Consider the following 15,211-nt stretch of genomic DNA (forward strand, 5'->3'; position numbering starts at 1 on the left):
AAGATACAGCGAAGCAGAACCCCTCTACAAACAGGCTTTAGCTATCTATAAACAACAATTAGGAGACAACCATCCCGATACCGCACTAAGTCTCAATAACTTGGCAGGACTTTACGAGTCCCAAGGAAGATACAGCGAAGCCGAACCTCTCTACAAACAGGCTTTAGCTATCAGGAAACAACAATTAGGAGACAACCATCCCGATACTGCCGTCAGTCTCAACGATTTTGCATTACTTTACAAGTCTCAAGGAAGATACAGCGAAGCAGAACCTCTCTACAAACAAGCTTTAGCTATCAGGAAACAACAATTAGGAGACAACCATCCCTCTACCGCCACCATTCTCAACAATTTGGCTGTACTTTACCAGTCTCAAGGAAGATACAGTGAAGCCGAACCCCTTTACAAACAAGCTTTAGCTATCAGGAAACAACAATTAGGAGACAACCATCCCGATACCGCACAAAGTCTCAACAATTTATCCTCACTTTACTTATTTCAAGAAAAATATGCCGAAGCAGAACCCTTCTACCAACAAGCTTTAGCTATCCATAAAGCACAATTAGGAGACAACCATCCCTCTACCGCCACCAGTCTCAACAATTTGGCTGCACTTTACCAGTCTCAAGGAAGATACAGCGAAGCCGAACCCCTCTACAAACAAGCTTTAGCTATCAGCAAACAACGATTAGGAGACAACCATCCCGATACTGCTACCAGTCTCAACAATTTGGCTGTATTTTACCAGTCTCAAGATGATATTCCTCAAGCAATTAATTATCTCAGCCAAGGACTTGCAGTACAAGAATACAACCTCTCAGAAAATCTAAAAATGGGGGATGACAAGCAAAAACAAGATTATATGGCAAAGGTTTTAGGGACGACTAATTGGGTGATTTCCCTCAATCTTCAAGCTGCACCCAATAACCCAGAAGTAACCCGTCTCGCCTTGAAAACTATCTTAGAACGTAAAGGACGAATTTTAGATGTTTCAACCAATAGCTTACAAATTCTCCGACAACGTACTGATGACCCCGAAAGTCAACAATTATTAACTCAACTGATTGAAGTTCGGACTCAACTATCTAACCTGACTTTTAAAAAGCCTGATGATTTTCCCTCACCAGAAATTTACCGTCAACAACTTAACGAAGTTACCGCAAAAGCAAAAGAAATAGAGGGTAAAATCGGTGTTCGTAGTGCCGAATTTCGTAGCCTATCCCAACCCATTACCCTCGAAGGTATTCAAAAACTAATTCCTGCTGATGCTGCTTTAGTTGAAATAGTCCGCTATAGACCTTTTAATCCTAAAGCACCTGAAAATCAACGTTTTGGCATTCCTCGCTATGCTGTTTATATTCTCTATCCAAATGGTGACATCAAAGCCAAGGATTTAGGGGAAGCTAAACCGATTGATGACAAATTAATTTACTTTCGTGACAATCTTGCAGACGCAGAAACTCCTCTTCCTCAACTGCAAAAATCAGCGCGTCAACTTGATGAGACATTGATGCAGCCTATCCGTCAATTATTAGGCAATACTAAAACAATTCTGCTTTCTCCTGATGCTGCACTTAATTTAATTCCTTTTGAAGCTTTAGTAGATGAAAATAATCAATACTTAGTGGAAAATTATCATATTACTTATCTCACTTCTGGACGGGATTTACTGCGCCTTAAAGATAAATTTGCCAGTCAACAATCTCCGCTTATTGTAGCTGATCCTTTCTATGGTAAAGCAGGGGAAAAAGTCGCTCTCACTCGTTCCATCGACCTGTCTGAGTTTACTTTTCCCGGTCTTCCGGGTACAGAACAAGAAGCTAAAGCGATTAAAAATCTCTTACCTCAAGCCACTGTTTTAACGGGTTCTCAAGCCACAGAAAACGCCGTCAAACAAGTGAAAAAACCGAATATTCTCCACATCGCTACTCATGGTTTTTTTAAACCAGAAAGCAATTTGAGTGAACGCAATCCGGGCGAACGCAATTCGCCCCTACAAGGTGAACGTAATGTGGTTGAGAATCCTTTATTGCGTTCTGGGTTAGTTTTAGCAGGAGTTACAATCGGTCAAAGTGCAGGAGATGATGGGGTTTTAACTGCTTTAGAAACTACCAATTTAAACTTAGTCGGAACCAAATTAGTTGTGCTTTCCGCTTGCGATACGGGGAAAGGAGATATTAAAATCGGTCAGGGAGTTTATGGATTGCGCCGCGCTTTAGTTATAGCAGGTAGTGAAAGCCAACTAATTAGCCTTTGGAAAGTATCTGATGACGCGACTAAAGATTTAATGGTCGCCTATTATGGACGCTTACAAAAAGGAGAAGGACGCAGTGAAGCTTTACGACAAATTCAATTAGGAATGCTCAAGGGTGAGAAGCAAAAACATCCTTTTTATTGGTCAAGTTTTATTCCTTCTGGTGATGCAACTTCGATGACATTTGACTGAGTAAGGGTTAGGAGTTAAACTTAGGGGTAAAATTATTGGTATCACAAACAATTACTAGGAGAGTCACACAATGGCAACATTTACAGAAAACGACCTCAAAGAATTAAAAGACTTTATTGTAGGACAATTCAAAGAAGTTAATGACAAAATAGACAAGTCATCTGAACAACTTAATGGCAAAATAGACAGATTATCTGAACAACTTAATAGCAAAATAGACAAGCTATCTGAAGAAGTGAATAACTTAAGAGTTGACATAGCAAATATTAAAGGAGAATTAACAGGCGTGAATAAACGACTAGATAACTTGGAATTTACTAATCGAACCATCTTTGTTGCCATTGTTACTGCACTAATGGCAGGATTAGTTAAGTTATTTTTCCCAAATTTTCCTACTAATCCTTAACCGTTGATTCAAAAAGAAAACGGATTTTTTGAAAAAACCCGTTTTCTGAAATCGAATTCAAAATAAGAAATAGCGTTGGGCCATGGGTAAAACCGTAGCGGGTTCACAGATTAATAATTCCCCGTCAGCACGCACCTCGTAGGTTTCGGGATTAACTTCCATGCGCGGTAAAGCGTCATTTAGCTTCATACTAGCCTTACTGATATTGCGCGTATTCGACACGGCTACGGCGGTTTTTTTCAGCTTTAACTTCTCAGGAATGCCCGCTTTCATAGCATATTTAGAAACAAATGTCAAGGAAGTTTTGGCGATCGCACCACCAAAAGAGGCAAACATGGGACGCATATAAACCGGTTGGGGTGTGGGAATACTGGCATTAGCATCGCCCATTTGCGCCCAGGCGATTAAACCGCCTTTCAGGACAATTTCCGGTTTTACGCCAAAAAATGCCGGTTTCCAGAGAACCAAATCGGCTAATTTGCCCACCTCGATGGAACCGACATAATCGGAGACACCATGGGTAATAGCAGGATTAATCGTATATTTAGCAATATATCGTCTTGCTCGCAGATTATCATTCTCTCCCGTTTCCCCAGTCAGTCTGCCTCGTTGTACCCGCATTTTGTGGGCAGTTTGCCAAGTGCGGATAATTACTTCCCCCACCCGTCCCATCGCTTGAGAATCGGAGGAAATGATGCTAAAAGCCCCTAAATCGTGGAGAATATCCTCGGCGGCAATAGTTTCTCGGCGGATGCGGGATTCGGCAAAGGCCACATCTTCGGGAATACTCCGGTCTAAATGATGACAAACCATCAACATATCAAGGTGTTCCTCTAAGGTATTCGTCGTATAGGGACGGGTGGGATTAGTAGAGGAGGGTAAAACGTTCATTTCCCCGCAAACCCTGATAATATCGGGAGCATGACCACCGCCGGCCCCTTCCGTGTGGTAGGTGTGAATGACCCGATTTTTAAAAGCGGCGATAGTGGCCTCGACAAAACCGGCCTCATTGAGAGTATCCGTATGAATCGCCACCTGCACATCGTACTTATCGGCCACGCTTAAACAGGTATCAATGGCTGCCGGAGTGGTTCCCCAATCTTCATGGAGTTTTAAGCCAATTACCCCCGCTTTTACCTGTTCCGCTAGTCCTTCCGGCTGACTGCTATTGCCTTTACCCAAAAAACCCAAATTCATCGGGAAAGCTTCGGCGGCCTCTAGCATTCGATAGATGTTCCATTCTCCCGGGGTGCAGGTGGTGGCATTAGTTCCCGTTGCAGGTCCGGTCCCGCCACCAATCATTGTGGTAATCCCCGACGCAATCGCTGTCTCAATTTGTTGGGGACAGATAAAATGAATATGGGCATCAATCCCGCCTGCCGTCAAAATCATCCCTTCCCCAGCTAATGCCTCGGTAGCAGGACCGATAATAATATCGACATTATCTTGAATGTGGGGATTACCCGCTTTACCGATTTTATAAATTTTGCCGTCTTTAATGCCCACATCGGCTTTAACGATGCCCCACCAGTCGAGAATTAGGGCATTAGTAATCACTAAATCTACCGCCCCATCTTCCCTAGAAATGGGGGATTGGCCCATCCCATCGCGAATTACTTTACCGCCGCCGAATTTTACCTCATCGCCGTAGGTGGTGAAATCTTTTTCGACTTCGATAAATAATTCCGTGTCTGCGAGGCGAACTTTATCTCCGACGGTGGGGCCGTAGGTTTCTGCATAGGTGCGGCGATCGATGCGATAATTCATAGGGGGAATTCTTGAAAATCGAGATCGATTATACGATCGATTTTCCGGCAATTATCGCTTTTTCGGGATTTTCTTCCATTTTTAATCTGGCTCATTTTCCAGGATTTCTTTGGCTTTCAGTAAAGCTTGGTGATGTTCTTCGGTAACGGTGGGATATTTTAAACCAAGGGATTCGAGGGTGTGATAAATAACCGCCCCCACAGCTAAACGGGTAAACCATTTGCGATCAGCCGGGATAATATACCAAGGGGCCCATTCGGTACTGGTATGATTGAATACCTCCTCGTAGGCTTTCATGTAATCACCCCAAAAAGCCCTTTCTTTGACATCATTTTCGGAAAACTTCCAGTTTTTTTCGGGGCGATCAATTCTTTCTAAAAAGCGTTTTTTCTGTTCTCCTTTAGAAACATTGAGAAAGAATTTCAGGACAATAACCCCATTATTAACCAGATATTTTTCAAAATTATTAATCTCCTCAAAACGTCGCTGCCAAACTTTCTTGGTTCTGTCTTCTGGGGGGAGTTTTTGCCGTTCCAATAAATTTTGATGGACGCGCACGACTAATAATTCTTCGTAGTAGGAACGATTAAAAATACCGATACGACCTCGCTCCGGTAAAGCTTTATAATATCGCCAGAGATAATCGTGATCTAGTTCTTCGGCCGAGGGTACTTTAAAGCTAAATACCTGACAGCCTTGGGGATTTAAGCCCGACATAACGTGTCTGATCGTACCATCTTTACCCGCCGCATCCATGGCTTGCAGATTAATTAACAGGGCATAGGTATCCTGGGCATAGAGTTTATCTTGAAACTCGGCCATTTTTTCGATCCCCTGTTGCAGCAGCAGTGTGGCATCTTCTTTGGTAATGTAGTCTGGCTTAAACCCAGGATCGTAGTCTTTGTGCAGAGAAATTTCTTTACCCGGTGGCACGATTAAGGATTGTAAAAATGCTTGGCGATCAATTTTGCTGACCATGCTCTTCTCCTTGATTGTTTTGACCCTTAAGATTACATTGTAGCACTTTTGCTCGGAAAATATCTAACTCTTGAACCGGCGAGTCAAGGATGAACTGGCAGAAATGACCTAGAAACAAGTATATTTAAATACTCGATTTTAGCGACTCCTCATCTGACGAGAAAGTAAAGAATAATTTTTAGGCGATCGCAAATTCGGTAAACTGTCGCACTTCGGGAGGTTGAAAAGCTAAAACTATCTCACTGCTGGGAATTCCTACGCGCATTAATTCCGTGGCGATACCTGCTTCTGTCCAATCTTCTTCAATATAAATTTTGTCATTTTTTAGACGAAGATAAACGGAAATCGCTTTAATTCGTTTGCCATTTTTCCAGCCAATATTAAACCAAAGATATTGGCTGCTATTATCGTCAAACATCAATATTTCTTCTATGTCTTGATCGGGTACTTGTGAGAAAATTTCTGCATATTCTGTGAGAATTTTCTTGATTATGCTTTGATAATAATTTAGTTTATCCATTGAACGATTCCTCCTGATTAGTGTCAACAATTAACAATAAAATTTGATACTTTTGCAAGATTATTTGTATGGCAGCTTGAGCGAAAAACTTTTCATAAATTTCTTGTCCGATTAAAAAAATAAAGAAATTAATACATACAAGATATTTATTACAATTTCAACAATTAATCTCGAAAATTGTCCGAACCACAGGTAAGACATGTACCATCATCAGGATCTATGACATTACCCAGACAATCTTCAGCTGTGCAATCTTCCCGCAATACTTCATAAGATTCATTACATACAAGGCAATAAATAGTGTTGCTAGTTGGTTCATTAGGTATTAGTTGAGCTAATCTTGGAATCTGTTCGTCTTCGTAATCTTCCCTAAAACCACTATAACAACTAGGACATAAATAACGTCTTGTTTTTTTATTAAAATTAAAATATTTATTATTTTCTGAAGGTGTTAATAAATCAATTACAAGGTTTATTTCTAAAGCCAGCAAATTATATAATTCTCTGGTTTCAGGGCTATATAGAACAGATTCAGGTTCATTTTGAATGAATTGTCCTCGAATTTTTATCCACGAGTTTGGTTCTATCAAATAATGACAAATTTCTAGAATTTCAACAAACAGATCTTTAGTTTTTATATATAATTCAGGATCTACAGTGTGCATAATTATATTTCGCTTGCTTCTCAAATCTTCAAATCTTTGTCGAAAGTTATCTGGTAATCGATCAGTCGATACGGTATTATAAACTTTGACTAAATCCTGTGCATCAATTGTTTTAAATTCACTAAAACGGATATTGCGCTCATGAGATTTACTGGGATAATTACTCGGATCTCCTGAAATTAGTAAATACGGGCTAACTGTAGCAATATGACCTTTTAAGAGAAATTCGGTTCCTTGTTGAATAAGGGAAAGGGCTGTACTCAATGGACGTTGTGCTTGTTTCCAATATTGCTCAGATGACAATTGATCGATTACTTCTTCATTCTCATCGCTATAATACACATTATAAAAATATTCCGCATCCTTAAGTTTTGTAGATAAACTTATCAGCGTATCCCAAGCCAGATTTAAAAAATCAATGCCAGCGGATTTAAAATCATCTCCAGTCGGTACATCTATAATCATAATTTTTCGTACTCACTTTTATCATTTCATTTAAGGCGATTTATTGGTAAATGAGATTGTGTGGCTTTTCATCCCGCTCAAAATGATAGCGAACTTTTTTATTGTGTGGCTTGTACCCGAACTAAACTTGACTATACTTTGTGAGCCTCCGCATAAATCCGTAAAGCGGCGGACATTTTTTGTTCACAATCCTCGCCCTGTGATTGAAACCAAGCTAGGGTTTCGGTATCTACTTGAACAAGAACATTTACTTTCTCTACAGGTTTCCACCACCGCGATTTACTAAAAAACTCCTCGGTTAAGGGCGGAATATCGGATGTGTCGATTTCCTCTTCCGTAAGAGCGTCAACTTTCTCCCAATTCGTCTCGGAGGTATTGTTCATATCGTTTTCGTTCATAGGGTAAAGCTTTACGAAGTGAAATAATACGAATTGTATCTCTACTCGGTTCTGTAAAAACGACAACTACCACTCGGCCATCGAGCGTACCGATTCCTATCAATCGATCTTCGCCATAATTTTCTCGTTCGTCAAGGGAAACTCGAATGGGATGTTCAAATATCCGCTGCGCGTCCGCGAAGTCTAGATCGTGCTTGATGATATTCGCTCGGTTCTTTTGTCGATCCCACTCGAATTTCATATTTTTATTTTATCGAGTTGTCATTCCGTATATCGAAAAAAATCCTATAATTGTCGAAAATTCGATCGTTAGAGGGGTCATCTTGATCGAAATCAAAAGAAATCTTTCGCCTCGATCGAAATGACCCATAACCGGTCAACTAACTCAAAACACCAGAAGGAATCCCTAAGATATCCTCAATCTTAGGTAAATCTTCTAGGGGAATTACCTGGCCTTCATCCTCAAAACCAGCGATTTCAATTAAGATTGAGAATATTAATACTAGACAGGATAAGAGCTTCATATATCTAGAATGTATCAAACTAATCGGTCATGACTATAAAAACAAATCCGGGGGTAGATAACCCCCTTGTGTACAAATGATCTGGCAAATACATAAGAACTAATTAGCTGATGGTCTGAATTTTTGTTGTATTTTAGCCTTTATTCGAGCAATAAAGCTGGATTTGCTCTTTTTTTCGGGATCTTCGTAGATAAAAGTTTTGGCACTACCATCTTCTAATATTTCAATTAACTTTAAACTAGGTGCTTGTCTCTGTTGTTTTAGTGACTCAGACATAATAGTTTCCTCTGTGGTTTAGGTCTTAACCCTACTGTTATCATGAGTCAATTGCTTAACCTAGTCAATACCCTAGACATTATTCTTCATTCTCCAGAGTAATTTAACAACGTTATTGTATTGTGTCATCCAGTCTAAAATACTACTATGCAGATTTCTATCATTCATTGAGCTTAAATCTGCACTATCATCGGTATCAACAGCTAATAGTCCCAGAATAGAACTTTTTTGCAGTGCAGCTACAGCTAACACAATTTTTATATGAGGATTAATTAATAGTTCATTGTCTCTTTGGAGAGGGACATAAGAAGACGGTAATTGCTGGGAATTAGAAATATCAATAAACTCCAACGCATACTTTCTTTTAGTCTTCAGGTATGTGTAACCAATTACCCCTTCATCTAATTCAAAAAGTGCCTCTAGTTCCCTATCAGATACATTGCTAGTTTTACATACCATTTGGAGATTCCAAGTAAATAACTTTTGTCTCACTGGTATCCACAAGGATACTCTGATATTGCCTTTTAGATTAAATTTTTGTTTTATATTAACAGATAATTCTTCTAAAAAACTACTGATTGCTGGCACAATGTTTAAGCGAATTGTTTCTAAAAGTTCAACAGTATCTTGTCCAGTCTGTGTTTGAGAGAGTAGAACAGGAATTCCTAAGATAATAATAGATATAATCGTAACTATTTGAGGACTTTTTAATAATTTCCATTCCCTAGGTATAGGACTATTCTCTCCTGTAAAAAATGAACTTGCATCCCCTAAACCTGTCACAATTGCTACTATTAAGTATAACAAAAATATGAGTTTTTCCCAAGGCTTGAATTTTCTGAGAAAATAATCAAATTCATACTTAATAATTCTTGCAATAATTATTCGTTGTTGATCCTTCATCTAATTTCCAGTTTCTTTGACAATAAAAGGGACTGGATAAATCCTATCAATTCTAAATAAAACTGTTGTTTGACGATTTTCCCAAACTAATTTTTCAATGATAACATCTGCGTAGGCGACCCAATGTTCATTTACCAAAGGAATGGGAACATCAACAGGAATAATTCTATAATCTTCTTTGCTCCCTTGATACTGTTTAGATAATTCCAAACTTTCTGGATAACCTTGAGATGGTTTTAACTTTAAAATACTATTCACTTCACAGGGCATCCCCATAAATTTTACCTCTTTATTTTCTGAACAAAAGGTGAGCTTTTCATAGCTCACCCTCAACTTCATACTAACTCAAAACACCGGAAGGAATCCCTAATATATCCTCAATTTTAGGTAAATCTTCTAGGGGAATTACCCGGCCTTCATCCTCAAAACCAGCGATTTCATTAAAGTTCAAATAGCGGTATAAATCGCTGGCAAAAGGATTAATTTTCTCGGTGACAATTGCGAGGTATTCCTCGACGGTGGGAATGCGTCCTAGCAGCGCACAAACCGCCGCTAATTCAGCGGAACCGAGATAGACTCGCGCATCTTTTCCCATGCGATTATTGAAGTTACGAGTCGAGGTAGAAAATACCGTTGCTCTGTCTTCAACCCGCGCTTGATTACCCATACAAAGGGAACATCCAGGCATCTCGGTACGCGCCCCAGAAGCGGCAAAAATGCCATACATTCCCTCATCGCGCAATTGTTTTTCATCCATGCGGGTGGGGGGACAAATCCACAGTTTAGCCTTAGCAACTCCTGCCCCTTCTAATATCTTAGCAGCGGCGCGATAATGACCAATATTAGTCATACAAGAACCGATGAACACCTCATCAATTTTATCCCCGGCGCATTCCGACATTAACTTGATATTATCGGGGTCATTGGGTGCGGCAACAATTGGTTCTTTAATCTCGCTTAAATTGACGGTGATAATATCCGCATATTCGGCATCCTTATCCGCCTCCATCAGGACAGGATTAGCTAACCATTGTTCCATTTTTGCTACCCGACGTAGGATAGTTTTGGCATCACTATAACCCCGGGCCGCCATATTTTTTAACAGGGCCACATTAGAGCGTAAATATTCCGCCACTGTTTCGGTACTTAACTTAATCGTACAACCAGCACAGGAACGTTCCGCCGTGGCATCGGTTAACTCAAAAGCCTGTTCTAATTTCAAATCCGGCAGCCCTTCCATCTCCATAATGCGACCGTTAAAAACATTTTTTTTGTTCTGTTTTTCCACGGTTAATTTGCCTTCTTGCATGGCGACGTAGGGAATAGCATTAACAATATCGCGCAGAGTTACACCGGGTTGTAATTCCCCCGTAAAACGCACTAAAACCGATTCCGGCATATCCAAAGGCATTACTCCCAAAGCGGCGGCAAATGCCACTAAACCCGACCCCGCAGGAAAGGAAATTCCCAGGGGAAAACGAGTATGAGAATCGCCTCCAGTCCCCACCGTATCCGGCAATAACATCCGATTTAACCAGGAGTGAATAATGCCATCTCCCGGACGTAAAGCCACCCCACCCCGGGTAGAGAAAAAGTCTGGTAATTGGTGATGAGTTTGAATATCAACCGGTTTGGGATAGGCTGCCGTGTGACAGAAACTCTGCATGACTAAATCGGCGCTAAAACCTAAACAGGCTAACTCTTTTAACTCGTCTCTGGTCATCGGACCGGTGGTATCCTGAGACCCTACCGTAGTCATAATCGGGTCACAGGAAGTACCCGGCCGCACCCCGGGTAAACCGCAAGCTTTGCCGACCATTTTTTGCGCTAGGGTGTAACCTTTACCGGTGTCATTAGGCATAGTGGGACGGGTAAATAGGGTACTAGCCTCAAGTCCCAAGGCGTGACGGGTTTTATCGGTGAGACTGCGACCGATTAATAGGGGAATACGACCGCCGGCCCGCACTTCATCCAGAATTGTCTCAGGTTTGAGGCTAAAGGTGCTAATAGTTGCGCCCGCTTCGTTGGTGATTTTGCCTTCGTAGGGATAAATTTTAATGACATCCCCCGTGTTCATTTGGCTAACATCGCATTCAATCGGTAAAGCGCCGGAATCCTCGGCAGTATTAAAGAAGATAGGGGCGATTTTACTGCCTAAAATATAGCCACCAGCACGTTTATTAGGTACAAAGGGAATATCATCGCCGATATGCCAGAGAACCGAGTTAATTGCCGATTTTCGGCTGGAACCAGTCCCAACCACATCCCCCACATAGGCGACCGGATGACCTAATTTTTTCAATTCGGCAATGGTTTCTAAGGACCCAGGTTGACGGGTTTCTAACATTACCAAAGCATGAAGGGGAATATCGGGCCGGGTGGTGGCATGGGGAGCGGGAGATAGGTCATCTGTATTGGTTTCCCCGGGTACTTTGAAAACGGTGACGGTAATTTCTTTAGCAAGTTTCGGTTTAGCGATAAACCAAGCGCCATTGGCCCAAGCATCGATGACCTGTTTAGCATAGGGATTGGTGTCGGATAATTCCAAAACCTCGTTAAATGCGTCGAATACCAGCAGGGTTTTACTTAAAGCGCTGGCAGCAGCGGCGGCGATATTAATATCTCTGGATTTCAGCAGTTCAATCAGAGAATGAACGTTATAACCACCTACCATGGTTCCCAGTAAGCTAACCGCACCCTGAGCGGAGATAACGCTAGATTTTATTTCACCTTTGGCAATTCCTGTTAAAAATCCCGCTTTAACGTAGGCCGCTTCGTCAACTCCGGGGGGAATACGGTCACGCAGCAGGGTCAGCAATTCTCCTTTGAGTTCTTCGGACGGATTTTTGAGTATTTCGCATAATTCCGCCGTTTGTTGAGCGTTGAGGGGAAGGGGAGGGATACCTAATTTCGCTCGGTCGGCAACGTGCTGATGATACGCTTCTAACATAGGTCTATTTTCTCCTAGTCTTCACTTGTGACGGTTTCTTCCTAGGTTAATGGATTTTTGCTAGTCTCGGAATTTCTCGGTTAGCGAGACATGACTTTGCTGTGTGACTTCCATAAAATGAGAAAATAGCGATCGATTGACTATATTGAGGCTTAGATAATGGCTATCACCGATTCTGATCTAGATTTAGCACAATATATCGACCATTCTCTCCTCATCCCCACCGCCACCAGTGAACAATTAGAGGCTTACTGTCAACAGGCTGATCAATATCATTTTCCCACCGTCTGCGTTTATCCCGCTGCCGTTAAGCAAGCGGTGCAGTTACTCCACGGCAAAAAAACTTTAGTTTCTACCGTGATTGGTTTTCCCGCAGGGGCCACTACCTCCGCAGTTAAACGTTATGAGGCTTTAGAAGCTGTAGATAATGGCGCTAAGGAGTTAGATGTCGTTATTAATCTCGGTTGGCTAAAAGATGGGAAATCCGAGGAATTATTCCAAGAAATTGCTAGTATTTGTCAGGAAACCGGCCAGACGGTAAAAGCGATTCTGGAAACCTCGCAACTAACAGACACCGAGAAACGTTTAGCGGCAGAAATTTGCATGGATGCAGGAGTGAGTTATCTAAAAACCAGTACCGGCTGGTTTGGAGGAGCAACGGTTAGCGATGTGAAGTTTCTCAAGGAAATTAGCAAAGGCCGGGTAGGAATTAAAGCATCCGGCGGAATTCGCACCCTTGAACAAGCGCTCGCTCTTATCCGGGCCGGGGCCACCCGTCTGGGAACTTCCCGCGGTGTCGATTTAGTCCGTCAGCAAAAAGCCGCTTTTGAGGAGTAATGCTAAATCCTGTTTAAAAGGTATAGGAAAGTGGGGTGTGGGGTGTGGGGAAGTGGGGTGTGGGGAAGTGGGGTGTAGGGTGTAGGGTGTGGGGTGTGGGGTGTGGGAAGTAGGGAAGTGGGGGGATGGGGAGAATAAATAGAAATAATCTCCTGTCTCCTGAATCCTGTCTCCTTAATCCTGAAAGCTAAAATGATGACTGACAATATAGATAAAAATAAGGGGGTTTATTTGCCGATAATTCGCTGTGGTAATCGAGAATTTAGAGATATTCAAGGGATTGTTTTTGATAAGGACGGTACGCTAGAGGATTCGCGAGCTTTCTGGTACGATCGAGCTATAGCCCGGATACAAGCCATTGAATCGCAAATCCCTGGTTTAGAGTCTTTATTAACTAAAACTTTCGGTATTGGGGCAAATAGTCTCAATCCTGCTGGTTTAATGGCAGTGGGCAGCCGCAGAGATAATCATATCGTCGCTGCCGGTTGTATTGCTTCCACCGGCCGGGATTGGTTAACGGCCATGGCGATCGCAAAAGCGGCCTTCCAAGCGGCCGATGAAAAGGTTCCCCCCCGCTTAAATCCCCTCTATCCCCAATGTTTAGAAGTAATTCGTTATCTGCACGCGGCCGGTTTACAATTGGCGATTCTTTCCTCCGATACCACAGCACGAGTTGAGCAATTTGTCAAGGAAAATGGCCTATTAAATTATGTTAAAATTGCCTGGGGCTGCGATCGAGGTTTAAGTAAACCCGATCCCTTATTATTGCAAGAAACCTGTCAAGCTTTGGGGACTGCCGTGGACAAAACCCTGATGATAGGGGACACTAGGGCCGATTGGGAAATGGCTAAACAGGCAAAATCAGCAGCTGCGATCGCAATTAGTTGGCAACCGGAAAACCATCAAGATTTACAATTAGCTGATGTGGTCATTAGAGAACTTACTGCCATCTCGGTTATCAGCTTCTGAAGGCAAGAGGCAACAGGCACTCATGCAACAGCAAGAATCTGGCAATTCTCCTACCTAAAAAGATGGATAGTTATCAGTTATGATTTTAGCTGTCGGGAGACTCCGAGACAGGTTTTAGGTGTTGGGGTTTTGGGGTTTTGGGGTTTTAGTTCAATTTCCCCACTTCCCCACTTCCCCTCCCCATTTCCCCATTTCCCCATTTCCCCACCTCCCCACCTCCCCATTTCCCCACTTCCCCACTTCCCCACTTCCCCACTCCCCCACTTCCCAATTCATAATTCCCTCTATGCTAACAATTGCCTTACCGAAGGGTGCTTTACTAAACGAAAGTATCCAAATATTTCAGAAAATTGGCTTAGATTTTAGTGCCTTTCTTGACTCAAAAAATCGCCAATTACAGATTACCGACCCCACTAACCAAGCGAAAGCCTTATTAGTCAGAGCCACAGATGTACCAGTTTATGTAGAATACGGTCAGGCACAATTAGGCATCGCCGGTTATGATATTTTATTGGAAAAATCTCCCGATGTGGCTAATTTAATTGACCTAAAATTTGGTTATTGTCGGATGTCGGTAGCTGTCCCTGCTGATAGTCCCTATCAAAGTCCCTTAGATATTCCCCATCACGGTAAAGTTGCCTCAAAATTTGTCAATTGTGCTAAGGATTATTTTCGTCGTTTAGATATTCCCGTCGAGATTATACCTCTCTATGGTTCCGTAGAATTAGGCCCGATTACGGGGATGTCAGAAGCAATAGTTGACCTAGTTTCCACCGGTCGAACTTTACGCGAAAATGGTTTAGTAGAAATTGCCGAATTATTTGCTAGTAGCGCTCGATTAATCGCCCATCCCCTCAGCTATCGACTAAATCGTGATCAGATTTATAACTGGGTAGAAAAGCTCAGAGAACCAACTACATCAATGGCAAAAGTTTAACGAATCAGCGCCCCCCTTATTAAGCTATCCTTTAGTCACATCTTTCTTAACATTTCAAACCTTTGTAGCACAAGGCTTTCAAGACTCGGTTAACAATTTGTAATATTCCTTGTTGACACCCTTACTGACAAAGAAAAAACTGAAATCAAGTCAGGATAAGGGTTGGAGTG

16 protein-coding genes are annotated in these 15,211 nt (G+C 41.9%); 5 read left to right on the forward strand and 11 right to left on the reverse strand.

Going from position 1 to position 15,211, the window contains the following annotated elements; translation table 11 throughout:
• Together IM496_RS08790 and IM496_RS08795 are read left to right on the forward strand one after the other, a co-directional pair.
• Positions 1 to 2,446 (forward strand): tetratricopeptide repeat protein (locus tag IM496_RS08790; RefSeq protein ID WP_287661745.1); only part of this gene is annotated, 2,446 nt, incomplete at its 5' end.
• 70 nt (positions 2,447 to 2,516) lie between these two features.
• Positions 2,517 to 2,852 carry an LPP leucine zipper domain-containing protein gene (locus tag IM496_RS08795; protein WP_002737579.1) on the forward strand — a complete coding sequence of 112 codons (336 nt, stop codon included), beginning with the start codon at positions 2,517 to 2,519 and terminating at the stop codon, positions 2,850 to 2,852.
• A 57-nt stretch (positions 2,853 to 2,909) separates the two neighbouring features.
• Here the strand turns inward: IM496_RS08795 and ureC are convergent, their stop codons facing one another.
• From ureC to acnB, 11 genes are all read right to left on the reverse strand, one after another.
• Positions 2,910 to 4,619: an urease subunit alpha gene (ureC, locus tag IM496_RS08800; protein ID WP_002735350.1), complete on the reverse strand. Its 1,710-nt coding sequence runs from the start codon at positions 4,617 to 4,619 to the stop codon at positions 2,910 to 2,912.
• 81 nt (positions 4,620 to 4,700) lie between these two features.
• Positions 4,701 to 5,597, reverse strand: a complete 897-nt coding sequence (locus tag IM496_RS08805; RefSeq protein WP_002761380.1) for a polyphosphate kinase 2 family protein — start codon at positions 5,595 to 5,597, stop codon at positions 4,701 to 4,703.
• A gap of 178 nt (positions 5,598 to 5,775) precedes the next feature.
• Complete coding sequence (locus IM496_RS08810; RefSeq protein ID WP_287661746.1) at positions 5,776 to 6,117, reverse strand: XisI protein; 342 nt, start codon at positions 6,115 to 6,117, stop codon at positions 5,776 to 5,778.
• Positions 6,110 to 6,250: an element excision factor XisH family protein gene (locus IM496_RS22360; RefSeq protein ID WP_197533181.1), complete on the reverse strand. Its 141-nt coding sequence runs from the start codon at positions 6,248 to 6,250 to the stop codon at positions 6,110 to 6,112. The genes IM496_RS08810 and IM496_RS22360 overlap by 8 nt, the downstream gene beginning before the upstream one ends.
• 31 nt (positions 6,251 to 6,281) lie before the next feature.
• The gene (locus IM496_RS08815; protein ID WP_287661747.1) at positions 6,282 to 7,247 is read right to left on the reverse strand and encodes a hypothetical protein; all 966 of its coding nucleotides are present in this window, start codon (positions 7,245 to 7,247) and stop codon (positions 6,282 to 6,284) included.
• 131 nt (positions 7,248 to 7,378) lie between these two features.
• A complete protein-coding gene (locus IM496_RS08820; protein ID WP_061431511.1) occupies positions 7,379 to 7,645 on the reverse strand; it encodes a BrnA antitoxin family protein in 267 nt (88 codons plus the stop codon).
• On the reverse strand, positions 7,593 to 7,886 hold the full coding sequence (locus IM496_RS08825; protein WP_002735016.1) for a BrnT family toxin: 294 nt from the start codon (positions 7,884 to 7,886) through the stop codon (positions 7,593 to 7,595). Before IM496_RS08825 ends, IM496_RS08820 begins: the two co-directional genes overlap by 53 nt.
• 382 nt (positions 7,887 to 8,268) lie before the next feature.
• The gene (locus IM496_RS08830) at positions 8,269 to 8,445 is read right to left on the reverse strand and encodes a hypothetical protein (RefSeq protein WP_002797259.1); all 177 of its coding nucleotides are present in this window, start codon (positions 8,443 to 8,445) and stop codon (positions 8,269 to 8,271) included.
• Between the two features lie 72 nt (positions 8,446 to 8,517).
• The gene (locus IM496_RS08835; protein ID WP_002797258.1) at positions 8,518 to 9,348 is read right to left on the reverse strand and encodes a hypothetical protein; all 831 of its coding nucleotides are present in this window, start codon (positions 9,346 to 9,348) and stop codon (positions 8,518 to 8,520) included.
• Positions 9,349 to 9,675: a DUF2584 domain-containing protein gene (locus IM496_RS08840; RefSeq protein WP_287661748.1), complete on the reverse strand. Its 327-nt coding sequence runs from the start codon at positions 9,673 to 9,675 to the stop codon at positions 9,349 to 9,351.
• Positions 9,676 to 9,688: 13 nt separating this feature from the next.
• Positions 9,689 to 12,298 carry a bifunctional aconitate hydratase 2/2-methylisocitrate dehydratase gene (gene acnB / locus IM496_RS08845; protein WP_287661749.1) on the reverse strand — a complete coding sequence of 870 codons (2,610 nt, stop codon included), beginning with the start codon at positions 12,296 to 12,298 and terminating at the stop codon, positions 9,689 to 9,691.
• Between the two features lie 159 nt (positions 12,299 to 12,457).
• On the opposite strand from acnB, the gene deoC reads away from it, so the two are divergent.
• From deoC to hisG, 3 genes are all read left to right on the forward strand, one after another.
• Complete coding sequence (gene deoC / locus IM496_RS08850; protein WP_066029692.1) at positions 12,458 to 13,135, forward strand: deoxyribose-phosphate aldolase; 678 nt, start codon at positions 12,458 to 12,460, stop codon at positions 13,133 to 13,135.
• 192 nt (positions 13,136 to 13,327) lie between these two features.
• Complete coding sequence (locus IM496_RS08855) at positions 13,328 to 14,104, forward strand: HAD family hydrolase (protein ID WP_194018460.1); 777 nt, start codon at positions 13,328 to 13,330, stop codon at positions 14,102 to 14,104.
• 286 nt (positions 14,105 to 14,390) lie between these two features.
• Positions 14,391 to 15,041 carry an ATP phosphoribosyltransferase gene (gene hisG / locus IM496_RS08860; RefSeq protein ID WP_002732768.1) on the forward strand — a complete coding sequence of 217 codons (651 nt, stop codon included), beginning with the start codon at positions 14,391 to 14,393 and terminating at the stop codon, positions 15,039 to 15,041.
• The last annotated feature ends 170 nt before the right edge of the window (positions 15,042 to 15,211 follow it).

The organism is Microcystis sp. M049S2 (genome assembly GCF_020245625.1).
Classification (GTDB): Bacteria; Cyanobacteriota; Cyanobacteriia; order Cyanobacteriales; family Microcystaceae; genus Microcystis; species Microcystis ichthyoblabe_A.

What these genes read in the sequence shown, in the direction of transcription:
- ureC (WP_002735350.1), bottom strand. Translation starts at nt 4,619, where the DNA reads ATGAATTATCGCATCGATCGCCGCACCTATGCAGAAACCTACGGCCCC.
- IM496_RS08805 (WP_002761380.1), bottom strand. Translation starts at nt 5,597, where the DNA reads ATGGTCAGCAAAATTGATCGCCAAGCATTTTTACAATCCTTAATCGTG.
- IM496_RS08795 (WP_002737579.1), top strand. Translation starts at nt 2,517, where the DNA reads ATGGCAACATTTACAGAAAACGACCTCAAAGAATTAAAAGACTTTATT.
- IM496_RS08855 (WP_194018460.1), top strand. Translation starts at nt 13,328, where the DNA reads ATGATGACTGACAATATAGATAAAAATAAGGGGGTTTATTTGCCGATA.
- IM496_RS08815 (WP_287661747.1), bottom strand. Translation starts at nt 7,247, where the DNA reads ATGATTATAGATGTACCGACTGGAGATGATTTTAAATCCGCTGGCATT.
- IM496_RS08835 (WP_002797258.1), bottom strand. Translation starts at nt 9,348, where the DNA reads ATGAAGGATCAACAACGAATAATTATTGCAAGAATTATTAAGTATGAA.
- deoC (WP_066029692.1), top strand. Translation starts at nt 12,458, where the DNA reads ATGGCTATCACCGATTCTGATCTAGATTTAGCACAATATATCGACCAT.
- acnB (WP_287661749.1), bottom strand. Translation starts at nt 12,298, where the DNA reads ATGTTAGAAGCGTATCATCAGCACGTTGCCGACCGAGCGAAATTAGGT.
- IM496_RS08820 (WP_061431511.1), bottom strand. Translation starts at nt 7,645, where the DNA reads ATGAACGAAAACGATATGAACAATACCTCCGAGACGAATTGGGAGAAA.
- IM496_RS08825 (WP_002735016.1), bottom strand. Translation starts at nt 7,886, where the DNA reads ATGAAATTCGAGTGGGATCGACAAAAGAACCGAGCGAATATCATCAAG.
- IM496_RS08830 (WP_002797259.1), bottom strand. Translation starts at nt 8,445, where the DNA reads ATGTCTGAGTCACTAAAACAACAGAGACAAGCACCTAGTTTAAAGTTA.
- hisG (WP_002732768.1), top strand. Translation starts at nt 14,391, where the DNA reads ATGCTAACAATTGCCTTACCGAAGGGTGCTTTACTAAACGAAAGTATC.
- IM496_RS08810 (WP_287661746.1), bottom strand. Translation starts at nt 6,117, where the DNA reads ATGGATAAACTAAATTATTATCAAAGCATAATCAAGAAAATTCTCACA.